Consider the following 13797-nt stretch of genomic DNA (forward strand, 5'->3'; position numbering starts at 1 on the left):
CCGGCGGGGGCCGCCCTCCTCAGATGCCCCGGCGGGGGCCGGGTGGCAGCGCGGGGACGTGGTGCGTCCCGCTGGAGTGCTGCTGCCCGATCGTCCCGACCCGCTGCCACGTCGGCTGCCCACTGCTGTGCCGGACGCTCTGCGCGCCCGCGCTGTAGGCGCTGTACGAGCTGCTGTGCGAGCCCGAGCCCTGCGAGAGGTACCCGAAGGCGACGAACCCCAGGTTCTCCTCGCCGCGCCGGTCGCCCGGCAGCGCACGGAAGGACTTGACGTACTCGGCGTAGAGCGCGTCGTAGATCGGCGTGGCCGATGGCCCGCCGGAATGATCCTGACCCGAGCGAGCGGACGGAATCGGCTGCAGGGACTCGCGGCGGGGAACGTCATATGCGTGCACGTATGTCCAAACGACCCCGACGGTGAAGAGATGCGGTCGGGCAGGTGCTCCCTTGAGGGGCGCGGCGCTGTGCCGCTATGCGGCTGCGCCGCGGGGCGCGCTCAGCCAGGGACTACCCGCACACGCCAACGCTCCTCACCACCCCGGTGACACCGCCGGTCACGTCCCCGCGAGCGGCAGCACACTCGCCACCAACTTGCCATTGGCGGCGGCCTTGTCCAGCGCGTCCCGCAGCAGGTCCTCCCGGGGCTGGCGCCCGATGGACCCCACCGGCGCCGCGAACATCAGCACCTGCTGGTGCTTGTTCGCGGCCGCCCGCCACCCGTCGGTCACCTGCAACGGCTGGTGCGCCTGCCACCAGGCCACCGGCTGCCCGCCGTTCAGCCCCGGCTGGAGCACCGCGTGCAGCTGCCCCATGGCCAGCAGCACGGACCAGCCGTGCAGCACCGGCGGTACGGAGTTCAGCTCGGTCACCGGCATGAAGCCCTGCTCGATCAGCAGCGGCAGGAAGTCGTCCCCGGCGGCGGGGGAGCCGGGGCGCACGATGGGCCCGGTGGGCTCGACGACCAGGGCCGGGTGCAACTCCCCGGCGATCAGGACGAGCCCGCTGGTCACCCCGAGCACGGCCTGCTCGGGCACGACCTTCTCGGGCTCCAGGTCGACGGTGTCGCCGCTGATGGACTTCACGGCGCCCCGGAGCTGTTCCTCGGTGACCTGGACGACCTGCGAGGGCAGGCAGCCGGCGTGGGCGAAGGCGAGTACGGCGGTCTCGTCGCCGATGAACAGCACGGTGCTGGTGCGCTCGCGCTCGGAGTCGCCCGGGGTGCGGCAGGACGTGCAGTCGTAACTGCCCGGGGCGTTGTCTCCGGCGAGCAGCCGGTCGGCTTCTTCGTCGCCGATCTCGGCGCGTACCTCGTCGCTGACGTCGAGCATGCGCGGCACGGTGGCTCCCTCGGGATGCGGTGCGTGGCGAGGCCGGGGGGCGCCCGGCCTGTGATCCGGGGTGGGTCCCCGGCTCATGAAGGAGACAACGGCCGAGCTGTGGCGGTAGTCACGCTGCAGGGCGAACGGAATCGAACCATCCACCGCACACGGTCACGGCCGGATCGGAATCGGAGACTCTCCGTCAAGTCGCCGTGGGCGCAAGGGACTTGATCCGGTGAGGTGGGTCACATGATGACGGGGTGAGTGGTCGACAAATCCCGAAATCGGCGAATGAATGGGGTGGCCGAAAATCTCCGCTACTCCAGGTAACCGCGAACTGGCCTGGAAGGACGGGCAGTTGGTTGATCCCGGCTCGTCATGCTCCGTACATTCCTCGGCCGTGTGCAACGAGCACCGCTCGGGTACGTCCGCCGCCGCACCAGCCAGCACCACAGCACGCCCCTCGGCGGACGGGACGGAGCACGCCGACCGCGCCCCCGCGCGGAGAGCGCGCCTCGTCCGGGGACCCCGGGTTCCGTGGAGAGGGAACTACATGTCCGATTGTGCCGATACCACCCGCAACAACGTCCACAAGGCGCGTACGACGGCGGTTCTCGCCGGGGCGGCTCTGCTCGCTCCGCTCGGGCTGCTGGCCGCGAGCGGCAACGCCGCGGCGGCGGACGGCGGAGTGTGGGACCGCATCGCCCAGTGCGAGAGCGGCGGCAACTGGCACATCAACACCGGCAACGGCTACTACGGCGGACTCCAGTTCTCCGCCGGCACCTGGCGCGCGTTCGGCGGCACGGCCTACGCCCCGACCGCCGACCAGGCCTCCAGGGAGCAGCAGATCGCCGTCGCCACCAAGGTCCAGCGCGCCCAGGGCTGGGGCGCCTGGCCCACCTGTTCCGCGCGGGCCGGGGCGTACGGCAGCGCGCCGGCCGCACCCCAGGCGTCCGCCGGTGACTCGGCCCCGACGCAGTCGTCCCCGTCGCCGTCGGCCCAGTCCCGGTCGTCGCAGTCCGCGCAGGCACCGGTGCGCGAGTCGGGGCACACCGACCGGGACGTGTCACGCGGTGACTACACCGTCCGCCGGGGCGACACCCTGAGCGGCATCGCGGCCCGCAACGGCACCACCTGGCAGCGGCTCTACGCCGCCAACAAGGACGTCATCGGCGGTGATCCCGACGTGATCGTGCCCGGGCAGCGCCTCGTCCTCTGAGCCGCTCCTCAGGAACGCAGCACGGGGCTCCGCCCGGTCCGCCGACCGGGTGGGGCCCTCGGCCGTACGCCGCGCGGCTCGACCGGCCCGCGCGGCACGCTGCCTAGCGTGAGCCGATGCACCACAAGCCCCTCACACTCGCCCTCGCCGCCGTCGTGCTCACCGTCCTCGCCCCCGTCGCCGCCCACGCGGCGCCCCCGCCGCCGGAGCCCGGACCGTCCGCCCGGCATGTGCCCTCCTCGTGCTCCGGCGACCAGTGGCCCTGGGGGTGTGTCGCCCAGTGCGAGAGCGGCGGGCGCTGGAACCTCAACACCGGGAACGGCTACTACGGGGGCCTGCAGTTCTCGCAGCCCACCTGGAAGGCCTTCGGCGGACTGAAGTACGCCCCGCGCGCCGACCTCGCCACCCGCGAACAGCAGATCGCGGTGGCGCGGGAGGTGGTCGCCGTGCAGGGGTGGCAGGCCTGGCCGGTCTGTGCGAAACGGCACGGCCTCAAGGGCCGCTCGTACACCGGCAAGCGGCGCATGACGCTGGTCGTCCCGGAGGGCACGGCCCGCGCGCAGAGCGCCCCCGTGGAGTTCGGCCCGCCGCTTTCCGCCTGAGCAGCTCGCCCGCCTCGCCGCCGAAGACGACGGCGCCACGGCGCAGTTCGTGCACCACTGCCGGGTGGTCGCGCAGGGCGGGCGGCATCCGTTGTTCGGCGAGGACCACGCACGCGTCCAGTGCCGCCAGCAGTTCGTACGTCCGGGTCGCGATCGCCGGGGACGTGCCCTGGGCGGGTTCAATCGACGAGCACCACGCGCGCGCGTGCCAGCAGCGCCCGGGAGAGGGCCGGCATCCGCTGCTCGCCGCCGGAGAGGGTGTCGGCGCGGCGCGGGAGCAGGGGCTCCAGCTGGGGGTGGGCGGCGAGGGCGGTGTCGTGGGAAGGGGCGGCGAGTTCGAGGTTCTGCCGCACGGTGAGCGAGCCGAACACGGCCTGCCGTTCCGGGACGAGGCACAGTCCGCGGCGGGCGCGCTCGTGGGCGGGCACACGGGTCACGTCGGCGCCGTCCCACACCACGGCGCCGCCCGACAGCGGCACCGTCCCGGCGAGCGCGCGCAGGGCCGTCGTACGGCCGGAGCCGTTGCGGCCGAGCAGGACGGTCGGGCCGGGGGAGGGGCGGCGAGGGTGATGCCGGGAGTTCCAGGAGGTAGTAGGCGCGGTCGCCGTCGAAGCGCGCGGGGCGGCCCAGGGAGAGGCCCGGCGTGGCGTACGGCTGGTCGAGGACGAAGCGGCTCACCCCGACGCCCACCGCGAACGTCGCCAGCGCTAGGGCCAGGCCCTGGCGGCCGATCGCGGGGCGGCCGGTCAGCAGGCCGAGCGGGGCGACCAGCAGGACGGCGACCGCCGGCGCGCCCAGTTCCGGCAGCCGGGGCAGGCCGGGGAAGCGGCCGGCCGCGAGCAGGGCCGTGAACAGGGCGTCCAGGCCCGCGTACGCCGCCTGCCCCAGCGAGACCTGGCCGCCGCGCCCGGTGACGACGACCAGGGACAGCAGCACCACGCCCAGCGTCGGCACCTGCACCGACGTGTGTGCCGATCGGGGCCCGCGAAGCCCAGAGGCAGCAGCGACAGCACCACGGCGACGATCCAGGCACCCGGCGGCGTCGGCACGCGCGCGGTGGCCGTGCGCGGCAGCGCGTCCGGGGTGCCGACTCCGGGCAGCACCAGTGCGGCCACCAGAAGCGCCACCACGAACAGGTTGGCGCCGACCACCCGCAGCAACGGCTCGCCCTCTCGTACCACCAGGCCGCCTCCGCCGCCTACGCGCGGCTCGTGGAGCGAGGGTTGAAGGCCGAGGGGTACCAGGTCGTCAGCGAGCAGGTGAGCCACCGGGACCAGCCGCAACTACGAAGACACGGGCCACAACGCCGTGCGGGAGTTCCGGAACGCCACCAAGGGGCTGCCCACGCACGCGCAGTGGCAGCTGGAGGGCGGGTGACGCAGGGAGAGATGACCACGAACTGCTTCGACGTGCCCTACCTGGCCTACGCGCCCCACCAGGTGTCCGGGTGACCAGTGTCACCAGCGTCACGTCCCATTCAAACCTGATCCACTTGCTCGTTATGGCGATGTAATGACAGTGTGATCGCTCGCGGGCCGGGTCGAGGATGAGTTCGACCGTCCGGCTCCGACGAGCAAGGAGATCTGCACGGTGCCCGTCCGCCGCCTCGCGTACCCCTCGCGACCCACGTCCGATGACACCCCGTCCGTTCCGACAGCGCGGGACGGCGCTGCGGGGGAACGATCCGGGAGACGGTCCGCTCCGGCGGGCGGTGCGGGGCTGAGGCGGGACATCCAGGGCCTGCGCGCGGTGGCCGTCTCACTCGTGGTGCTCTCCCACTCGGGGGTGTCCCACGTGGCCGGTGGATACATCGGCGTGGACGTCTTCTTCGTGATCTCCGGGTTCCTGATCACCTCGCTGATGCTCCGCGAATGGAGCCGCGAGGGCCGGATCTCGCTGGGCCGCTTCTACGCCCGCCGGGCGCTGCGCCTGCTGCCCGCCTCGACCCTCGTCGTCCTGGTGACGCTGGCGGGCTCCTGGCTCTTCCTGGGTCCGCTGCGTTTCGCGGACTACGCCAAGGACGCCATCGCCTCCGCCTGGTACGTCGTCAACTTCCGGCTGGCCGAGGCCGGGACCGACTACTTCAACACGGACGTGCCGCCCTCGCCGTTCCAGCACTTCTGGTCACTGGCGGTCGAGGAGCAGTTCTATCTGATCTGGCCCATCGTCCTGATCGTCGCCCTGAAGCTCTTCCGGCGCCGGGCCCTCCTGGCGATTCCGCTGCTCGCCCTGGCCACCGCCTCCTTCGCCCTGAACCTCCACCTCACCGAATCCTCCCCCTCCTGGGCCTACTTCGGGTCGCCGGGACGCGTCTGGGAGCTGGCGGTGGGCGCCCTGCTGGCCCTGGCGGCGCACCGCCTCCACACCATCCCGCGCCCGGCCGCGGCGGCCCTGAGCTGGGCCGGCCTGGCCGCCATCGCCTACGCGGCGGTGGCCTTCGACGAGAGCACCCGCTTCCCCGGCCACAACGCCCTGGTCCCGGTCCTCGGCGCCGCCGCCGTCCTCGCCGGAGGCGCGGCGGCCGGCCGCTACGGCGCGGGTGCGGTCCTCTCGCTGCGCCCCGCCGTCTGGATCGGCGGGATCTCCTACGCCTGGTACCTCTGGCACTGGCCGCTCATCCTCATCGTTCCGGCCGCCGCCGGATTCGGCGCCCACGACGGGCCGCTGCGGCTGATCGCCGCGCTGGGCGGCATCGTTCTCGCCTGGCTGACCCTTCACCTGGTCGAGAACCCGATGCGCTTCCACCGGGCGTTCAAAGCCCGTGCCGGCCGGGGGCTCTCGGTGGGGCTGGGCCTGTCGGCCGTCGCGGCCGCGGCCGCGGTGTTCGCCGCACAGTTCCCGCCGGTCCTGGACTCCGGTGTGGCGCGGCAGAGCACCAAGGAGACGATCGCGGCCGCGTCCGACCCCCGTGCCGCACTGGTCGAGCTGCTTCAGCAGCGGGTGGAGAAGCTCCCGTCCAATCTCGACCCGAGCCTGCGGGAAACGGCGTACAAGAGGTCCGAGGTCTACACCGACGACTGTGCCCTCACCATGACCGACGAGGTGCAGACGCAGCCCTGTCTGTACGGCGACACCACCGCCGACCGCACGGTGGTCCTCTTCGGCGACTCGCACGTCGCGCAGTGGTTCCCGGCACTCGACGCGATCGCCCGCAAGCACCACTGGCGGCTCTACTCGTTCACGAAGAACGCGTGCAAGGTCTCCCAGATCACCATCGAGTACAACGGCGGCCCGTACTCGACCTGTGACGACTGGCGGGCGGCGACCCTCGACAGGATCCGGAAGCTGGAGCCCGAACTCGTCATCACGTCGAGCTCCAACTCGGCGAAGCTGTACGGGGGCGGCGACATGGCCCAGGCATGGGGGAAGGGCCAGGCCGAGACGTACCGGACGCTCCAGCAGGGCCGCACCCGGGTGCTCACCCTGCTGGACACCCCCTGGCCGAAGAACAACGCGGTGGACTGCGCGGTGGCGCACCCCGACAGCCTGAGCTCCTGCGCCCGCCACCGTTCCGGTGCCGACCCCCAGCCCGAGGTCACCGAGGCGATCCGGGCGGCGGCGGCCGCCGAGAACGTGCCGACCATCGACCCCTACGACTGGGTGTGCGCCCCGTCCGGCAACTGCCCGGTCGTGGTGGGGAACACCATGGTCTACCGGGACTACGGGCACCTGGCGGACGGCTTCGTCGAGGCGCTCACCCCGGTGCTGGAGGACGAACTGCTGCGGCTCTTCGGCGCGGACCTGAGCAGGCGTCCCGGTACGTGATGCTCGGGCCCGTGCGGGCATCGAGGGCATCGAGGAGGCGGCCGCCCGATCACGGCCGCCCGGGACCGCCAGAGCCGGGCTCCGGAACGTCCGGCTCCTGAACGACGTGGCGCTCGGCGTACTCCGGGTGGTGCAGGTCGAACGCCGGGGAGTCCGAGCGGATCCTCGGCAGCGTCGTGAAGTTGTGGCGGGGCGGCGGGCAGGAGGTCGCCCACTCCAGGGAGCGGCCGTAGCCCCAGGGGTCGTCGACGTCGACCTTCCGGCCGTACTGGGCGGTCTTCCAGACGTTGTAGAGGAACGGCAGCGTCGACAGCCCCAGCAGGAACGCGCCGATCGTCGAGACCATGTTGAGGACGGTGAAGCCGTCCGCGGCCAGGTAGTCGGAGTAGCGGCGGGGCATGCCCTCCGCGCCCAGCCAGTGCTGCACCAGGAACGTGGTGTGGAAGCCGACGAACAGCGTCCAGAACTGGGTCTTCCCGAGCCGCTCGTCGAGCATCCTGCCGGTGAACTTGGGCCACCAGAAGAAGAATCCCGCGAAGATCGCGAAGACGACGGTGCCGAACACCACGTAGTGGAAGTGGGCGACGACGAAGTACGTGTCCGTGACGTGGAAGTCCATCGGCGGCGACGCCAGGATCACCCCCGTGAGGCCGCCGAACAGGAACGTCACCAGGAAGCCCACCGACCACAGCATCGGCGTCTCGAAGGACAGGGAGCCCTTCAGCATGGTCCCGGTCCAGTTGAAGAACTTCACGCCGGTCGGCACGGCGATCAGGAAGCTCATGAAGGAGAAGAACGGCAGCAGCACCGCCCCGGTCGCGAACATGTGGTGCGCCCACACCACGATCGACAGCCCGGTGATCGCCATGGTGGCGCCGACCAGCGCGGTGTAGCCGAAGATCGGCTTCCGGCTGAAGACGGGGATGATCTCCGTGACGATCCCGAAGAACGGCAGCGCGATGATGTAGACCTCGGGATGGCCGAAGAACCAGAACAGGTGCTGCCACAGCAGCGCCCCGCCGTTCGCCGCGTCGAAGACCTGGCTGCCGAACCGCCGGTCCGCCTCCAGCACCAGCAGCGCCGCCGCCAGCACCGGGAACGCCAGCAGGATCAGGATCGACGTGAACAGCGTGTTCCAGGTGAAGATCGGCATCCGGAACATGGTCATGCCGGGGGCGCGCATCCCGATGATCGTGGTGATGAAGTTGACCGCGCCGAGGATGGTGCCGAACCCGGACAGCGCCAGCCCCATGATCCACAGGTCGGGGCCGATGCCCGGTGAGTGTTCCAGGCTGTTGAGCGGTGCGTAGGCGAACCAGCCGAAACCGGCCGGTCCGTCCTGCACGACCAGCGAGCCGAGCACGATCAGCCCGCCGAACAGGAACAGCCAGTACGAGAGCATGTTCAGCCGCGGGAACGCCACGTCCGGGGCGCCGATCTGCAACGGCATCAGCTCGTTGGCGAAGCCCGCGAAGCTCGGCGTCGCGAACAGCAGCAGCATGATCGTGCCATGCATCGTGAACAGCTGGTTGAACTCGTTGTTGCTCACGATCTGCAGTCCCGGCCGGGCCAGCTCGGCGCGCATCACCAGCGCCATCGCCCCACCGATCAGGAAGAACGCGAACGACGTGATCAGGTAGAGGTGGCCGATCTTCTTGTGGTCGGTGGTGGTCAGCCAGTCGACGATCACCCGGCCCCGCCGCCGGGCGGGTGCGGGTCGTGCTGTCGCCGGTACGGTCTGCGTCCCCATGCCGCGCTCGCCCCTTCGCTCCTCGCGTCCCGGGCCCGCCGGGCCCGCGCCACGGGTGCCCGCGAGCCCCCGCCATGATGCTCGTGCGGCCGCGGCCGCGACAGGGGGCGCAGGGGGATCCTGTGCTGGAGACGTGTATTTCCTGTGCGGTTCCGGCGTCTCGCGGGCCCGTCGGGAAGGGGAAAGAAAAGGCGTCCGGGAGGAGTCCTCCGCGCCCTTTCCGGTGGGCTATTCGGACCGCCGCGCCGAGGCGCGGGAATTGCGTTCGAATACATGCGTAAGGCGTACGGGACCGCCCATCCGTGTGACGGAGTTCCGCTGAAACGCGTGTCGTGATCCTGTGACACAAGCGTGACCGGAGGGGGATCGGTGACCGCCCGTGTACGGCTTCCACTTCCCCGCCCGCCGCGCAGCGCCTAGCGTGGCGGCATGGCACCGTTTTCGACATCTGAACCCGATGACGATCCCGAGACCTACGTCGGCCTCCCGCAGACCGACGCCGAGGAACGCGCGCGTGGACACGGCTGGACGACGGTGCGTTCGCTGCCGCCGGGGGCGATCATCACGATGGAGTACCGGGTGGGCAGGCTGAACTTGGAGGTCAAGGACGGCACGGTGGTACGGGCCTGGAAGGGCTGACCGAGGACACATGGCGAAGGCCCCGGTCCCTGGAGTGGGGACCGGGGCCTTCGCCGTGCGTCCGTGCTGGTCAGCCGCCCGTCAGCGGGCGGGCCGCCGGGGTCGAGCCGCGCGTGGCGCGATCGGGGTGCGGCGGACGGCGGCTGCCGGCCGGGGTGACCGGCGTGCGCTCCGAGCGGGTCGTGTGCGGGCCCGGCGCGAGGTAGGCCGGCGCACGCGGGGCGCGAGCCGCCGACTGGGGGACGGTCTCGCGTGGCGGCGCCTCCTCCTCGGCGGCCGCCAGCGGGGTGACCGCGACCGGCACCGGTACCGGCGTGGCCTGCGACGCCGTACGGCTCGCGCCCGCGAGCAAACGGTCGCGCAGGTCCAGCAGCCAGGCCTCGGCACGGGCGATCGGCGGCTCCAGCCACGGCAGTCCCAGCAGGATCAGCAGCCCCGCGGCCCAGCCCAGCAGAACATCGCTCAGCCAGTGCGTACCGAGATACACCGTGGTCAGGCCGACGCTCAGCGACAGCACGGCCGACAGCGCCGACAGCCAGCGCCGGGCCCGCGGCGAGGTGGCCAGGTAGGCGAGGATGCCCCAGGTCACCACGGCGTTCGCGGTGTGTCCCGAAGGAAATATGTCACTGCCGGGTTGGAACCAGTGCCACATCTCGTTGGAGCCGACTTCGGTCGCGTAGTGCGGACCCGAGCGGCCCAGGCCGTACTTCACGGCGCCCACGCTCACGTTCAGCAGCAGCAGCGCCGCACCGAAGGCCAGCAGCGGCCGCAGGGTGTGCTGCCGCCAGCAGCGCCAGCCGAGCCAGGCGGCGACCATCACGGCGGTCGGGCCGCGCTGACCCAGGACCACCCAGTAGTCCAGGAAGGCGTGGATCTCGGGCCACTGCTGGTACGGCCGGAAGAGCATCGCCTGCCAGTCGAACCGGACCAGCCACGAGGTGGTCACCACGGCCAGGACGATCGTGAGGTAGAAGGCGAGCGTCGCGCCGAAGAGCACCACCCGGTGCCGCGTCATTCGCGGCACCTCAAGGACCGGCCGTTCGGGTTCACGGTCCAGTCGGGCGAAGATCCGGTCGAGCCGGGTCAGCTTTGGTTCGGTACGCACGCAAACGACGTTACAGCGAGTGAGCTGAGCACCCCGCCGAATCACCAGGGTTGTAATGACGATGTGATGTGGGATTGCTCTCAGGAACGGGTTTATATCCAAGGAATCCGGCAATAGGAAGGCGCCCTTCCCTTCAATTCCTTTGATCAATCCAAGTCAGTGTTTTAGCCCGCTTGAGGAATCGTTCACCCGATCACCGGGTGGAATTCTCCGCACGCTTACAGGGCGTCCGCAGCGGATCACGGCGGACCGGAGCCGTTCAGCCAGACCGCCCCGTACACCGCCGACGCCACCGCGCCACCGCCGACGACCAGTGCGAACCCGGTCGTGCGCAGCCGGGCGAGGGCGACCGCGAGGGGCAGCAGCAGCGGGAACGCCGGGAGCAGCAGGCGCGGTTTCGAGCCGAAGTAGCTCGACGCGCACAGCGCGAGGGCGGTGACGACCCCCGCGTACACCAGGAGCGGGAGTGGCTGACGCTGCTGTACGCAGACGACGTACAGCCAGATCACCAGTGCCACCCCGGCGACCAGCCCCAGGCCCGCCAGGGCCGACGGAAACGACGTGAACTTTTCGGCGACGAAGCGGGCGAAGGCGTACCCGCCGTCGAAGCCGTTGCGCCAGCCCGCCTGGACGTCGAGATAGCCGAGCGGGCCCCGGCCGGTGTGGTGGCCGACCCACAGGACGTACCCGGCGGCGCCGAGGGGCGCGAGGACCATGCCGACGGCGCGCCGCCGGGCCGGTGCGCCGTGGTGGGGCGGGAAGGACGCGATCCCCGCCGCCCACACCGCCGCGACCACCGCCAGCCCCACGGGCCGGGTCAGACCCGCCAGCAGCGCCAGCGTGCCCGCGGTGAGCCAGCGGCCGGTGAGGACGGCGTACAGCGACCAGGCGGCCAGTGCGGTGAACAGCGACTCGCTGTACGCCATCGACTGCACGATCCCCACCGGGAGCACGGCCCACAGGAGCACCGCGCAGACGCCCGCCCGGCGGCCGTACACATGGTCGGCGACCGCGAAGATCCCCCAGGCCGCGGCGAGCGAGGCGAGGAGGCTGACGACGAAGCCCGCGTCGGCGTACGACAGCGGGGTCACCGCGTGCAGCAGCCGCTCCAGCCAGGGCAGCAGCGGGAAGAAGGCGAGGTTGGAGTGCACGTCGCCGTTCGGCAGGCGCACCTCGTAGCCGTAGCCCAGCTCGGCGACCCTGGTGTACCAGAGGGAGTCCCAGCGCGCGGTCAGCAGGGTGTACGCGCTCTTGTCGCGCGCGGTGCTCCACACGGCCAGCACGAGCAGGCCGAGGGCGCGGACGGCCGCGTACCCGAGCAGGGCCGGGGCCGCCCCCCGGAGTCCCGGGGGTGCCACGCGTGTTTCAAGATCGGTCACGGGCTCGATTATCGACGGCGTGCGGAACCGGTCCGCCGGTCCCGACGTGGTGGAAGGCGGGCGGAAGAGGAGGGGAGTGGCGCACGCCACACTGTTCCGCCATTCGTATGAGAGGCCCGCCACGTGACCCCGGCGCCGACTCGCGTACGCTGACGTGTCACTCGCCATTCGTTGCGCGGGCCGGAGACCACCGCTCCTCTCCGGCCGAGTCGCGGGAGGTCCCCGCTCCCGCGAGCCCGCCGAGCGCGAGGGAACATCTGGGAGGTACGTACATGTCCGGGACGACCACGGCTGCCGTCGGGCTGCGCCGTCGGGCGGCCGGGGCCGGTGCCAACCGCTGGGTCGTTCTCGTCGTCCTCTGCACCAGCCTGCTGCTGGTCGCGGTCGACGCGACCGTGCTGCACGTGGCGGTGCCCGCCGTCACCGAGGACCTCAAGCCCAGCGCGATAGAACTGCTCTGGATCGTCGACACCTACCCGCTCGTCTGCGCCTCGCTGCTGATCCTCTTCGGCACCCTCGGTGACCGGGTGGGCCGCAGACGGATCCTGCTGCTGGGATACGCCCTGTTCGGCGTCGCCTCCGCCATGGCGGCCGTCGCCCAGGACCCGCAGGTGCTGATCCTGGCGCGGGCGCTGCTCGGTGTCGGCGGCGCGATGATCATGCCCGCGACGCTGTCGATCCTGCGGCAGGTCTTCCCGGACCGGCGTGAGCGGGCGCTGGCGATCGGCGTCTGGAGCGCGGTGGCCGCGGTCGGCGCGGCGGTCGGGCCGCTGCTCGGCGGCTTCCTGCTGGAGCACTTCTGGTGGGGGTCGGTGTTCCTCGTCAACATCCCCTTGATGCTGGTCAGCCTGCCGGTGGGGCGGCTTGTGCTGCCCGAGTCGACGGGCAGCGGGGACGGGCCCTGGGATGTGGTCGGTGCGCTGATGGCGGCGGCCGGGCTGTTCGGGGCGGTGCTCGGGGTCAAACGGCTGGGCGGCGGGGAGCCGGCCGACAGCGTGCTCACCGTGGTGCCGCTCCTGGCGGGTGCGGCGCTGCTCGCGCTGTTCGTACGGCGACAGCGGCGGCGCAAGCATCCCCTGGTGGACCTGCGGATGTTCGCGCGGCCGGCGTTCAGTACGTCGGTCGGGTGCATCGTGCTGGCGATGCTCGCCCTGGTGGGGCTGGAGCTGATCGCGGCGCAGTATCTGCAGCTGGTGCTCGGGCTGTCGCCGTTGGAGACGGGGCTCAGGCTGCTGCCGCTGACCGTGGCGGCGATGGCGGCGGGGCTGTTCGGGGCGCGGATGCTGCGGCGGTTCGGGCCGCGGCGGATGGTCTGTGCGGGGTTCTGTCTGACCGCGCTGGCGGTCGTGCTGCTCACGGGGATGGGGCGGGAGGACAACGCCGCGTTGATGCTCGCCGGGTTCGTGCTGCTGGGGTACGGGCTGGAGACGACGCTGTTCGGGGCGTACGAGTCGATGCTGAGCGAGGCGCCACCGGAGCAGGCGGGGGGCGCCGCGGCGATCGGGGAGACGTCGTACCAGCTGGGGGCGGGCATCGGCATCGCGCTGCTGGGGACGGTGATGAACGCGGCGTATGCGCCCGGGTTGTCTTCGGTGCCGGGGGTTCCGGCTTCGGCTTCGGCGGCTGCAGGGCATTCGCTGGGGGAGGCCTATGACGTTGCCGGGGAACTCGGGGGGGCGGCGGGGGTTGCTCTGCGGCGGGCGGCTCGGGACTGTTTTGTGCAGGGGCTGCATGTGACGTTGCTGGTGAGTGCGGGGTTGCTGCTGCTGGGGGCCGTTATGGCTCTGCGGTTGCCTCGGGTGATGCAGTGTGATGCCGACGTGGCTGTCGAGGTGCCGTCGCCTCGTGCCGGCGTCGGGTCTCCCGCCCACGCAGCACCCGTGCAACTCCGTTCGGAGGTGGACGTCGCCCGCCGGGGTTGATCGCCGTCGGCGGCTTGCGGGTGGTTGCTCCGCGACTCCCCGCGTCGTAACGTCACCCCCAGTCCATGACTAGCGCTGCTAGTTTGAGCTGACCGGAG

Annotated in this window: 10 protein-coding genes and 3 pseudogenes; 6 read left to right on the top strand and 7 right to left on the bottom strand. The window is 71.5% G+C overall.

Annotated elements, in window-relative coordinates; translation table 11 throughout:
• Positions 1–19 precede the first annotated feature (19 nt).
• On the bottom strand, positions 20–394 hold the full coding sequence (locus tag KWI83_RS06140; protein ID WP_218513261.1) for a hypothetical protein: 375 nt from the start codon (positions 392–394) through the stop codon (positions 20–22).
• A 159-nt stretch (positions 395–553) separates the two neighbouring features.
• Positions 554–1336: a hypothetical protein gene (locus KWI83_RS06145; RefSeq protein WP_218513262.1), complete on the bottom strand. Its 783-nt coding sequence runs from the start codon at positions 1334–1336 to the stop codon at positions 554–556.
• 535 nt (positions 1337–1871) lie between these two features.
• Here KWI83_RS06145 and KWI83_RS06150 point away from each other — a divergent pair.
• Positions 1872–2537, top strand: coding sequence for a transglycosylase family protein (locus KWI83_RS06150; protein WP_218513263.1), 666 nt, complete (start codon positions 1872–1874; stop codon positions 2535–2537).
• A 116-nt stretch (positions 2538–2653) separates the two neighbouring features.
• Positions 2654–3139 carry a transglycosylase family protein gene (locus KWI83_RS06155; RefSeq protein WP_218513264.1) on the top strand — a complete coding sequence of 162 codons (486 nt, stop codon included), beginning with the start codon at positions 2654–2656 and terminating at the stop codon, positions 3137–3139.
• Here the strand turns inward: KWI83_RS06155 and KWI83_RS06160 are convergent.
• Positions 3030–3794: pseudogene (locus KWI83_RS06160) on the bottom strand (ATP-binding cassette domain-containing protein); the annotation flags it as partial. The gene KWI83_RS06155 and the pseudogene KWI83_RS06160 overlap by 110 nt on opposite strands.
• A pseudogene (locus tag KWI83_RS38165) lies at positions 3716–4305 on the bottom strand (ABC transporter permease); the annotation flags it as partial. The pseudogenes KWI83_RS38165 and KWI83_RS06160, both read right to left, overlap by 79 nt.
• Before the next feature lie 3 nt (positions 4306–4308).
• Between KWI83_RS38165 and KWI83_RS38170 the strand changes: the two are divergent.
• Positions 4309–4510: pseudogene (locus KWI83_RS38170) on the top strand (hypothetical protein); the annotation flags it as partial.
• 219 nt (positions 4511–4729) lie between these two features.
• Positions 4730–6904, top strand: a complete 2175-nt coding sequence (locus KWI83_RS06165; protein WP_218513265.1) for an acyltransferase family protein — start codon at positions 4730–4732, stop codon at positions 6902–6904.
• A gap of 49 nt (positions 6905–6953) precedes the next feature.
• Here the strand turns inward: KWI83_RS06165 and ctaD are convergent, their stop codons facing one another.
• Positions 6954–8654, bottom strand: coding sequence for a cytochrome c oxidase subunit I (gene ctaD, locus KWI83_RS06170; RefSeq protein WP_256361885.1), 1701 nt, complete (start codon positions 8652–8654; stop codon positions 6954–6956).
• A 429-nt stretch (positions 8655–9083) separates the two neighbouring features.
• On the opposite strand from ctaD, the gene KWI83_RS06175 reads away from it, so the two are divergent.
• The gene (locus tag KWI83_RS06175) at positions 9084–9293 is read left to right on the top strand and encodes an I78 family peptidase inhibitor (RefSeq protein WP_218513266.1); all 210 of its coding nucleotides are present in this window, start codon (positions 9084–9086) and stop codon (positions 9291–9293) included.
• Positions 9294–9363: 70 nt separating this feature from the next.
• On the opposite strand, the gene KWI83_RS06180 is transcribed toward KWI83_RS06175, so the two are convergent.
• Positions 9364–10398: a phosphatase PAP2 family protein gene (locus KWI83_RS06180; RefSeq protein ID WP_218513267.1), complete on the bottom strand. Its 1035-nt coding sequence runs from the start codon at positions 10396–10398 to the stop codon at positions 9364–9366.
• A 239-nt stretch (positions 10399–10637) separates the two neighbouring features.
• Entirely contained in the window at positions 10638–11777 is a 1140-nt protein-coding gene (locus KWI83_RS06185) for a mannosyltransferase family protein (RefSeq protein ID WP_218513268.1), read from the bottom strand.
• Positions 11778–12049: 272 nt separating this feature from the next.
• Here KWI83_RS06185 and KWI83_RS06190 point away from each other — a divergent pair, with 272 nt between their 5' ends.
• Positions 12050–13699: an MFS transporter gene (locus KWI83_RS06190; protein ID WP_218513269.1), complete on the top strand. Its 1650-nt coding sequence runs from the start codon at positions 12050–12052 to the stop codon at positions 13697–13699.
• The last annotated feature ends 98 nt before the right edge of the window (positions 13700–13797 follow it).

Source organism: Streptomyces sp. TRM70350 (assembly GCF_019219825.1).
In the GTDB taxonomy this organism is placed as follows: Bacteria; Actinomycetota; Actinomycetes; order Streptomycetales; family Streptomycetaceae; genus Streptomyces.

Bases quoted from the DNA above. Each gene is read 5' to 3' on its own strand.
- KWI83_RS06150 (WP_218513263.1), top strand. From the start codon at position 1,872: ATGTCCGATTGTGCCGATACCACCCGCAACAACGTCCACAAGGCGCGT.
- KWI83_RS06155 (WP_218513264.1), top strand. From the start codon at position 2,654: ATGCACCACAAGCCCCTCACACTCGCCCTCGCCGCCGTCGTGCTCACC.
- ctaD (WP_256361885.1), bottom strand. From the start codon at position 8,654: ATGGGGACGCAGACCGTACCGGCGACAGCACGACCCGCACCCGCCCGG.
- KWI83_RS06175 (WP_218513266.1), top strand. From the start codon at position 9,084: ATGGCACCGTTTTCGACATCTGAACCCGATGACGATCCCGAGACCTAC.
- KWI83_RS06190 (WP_218513269.1), top strand. From the start codon at position 12,050: ATGTCCGGGACGACCACGGCTGCCGTCGGGCTGCGCCGTCGGGCGGCC.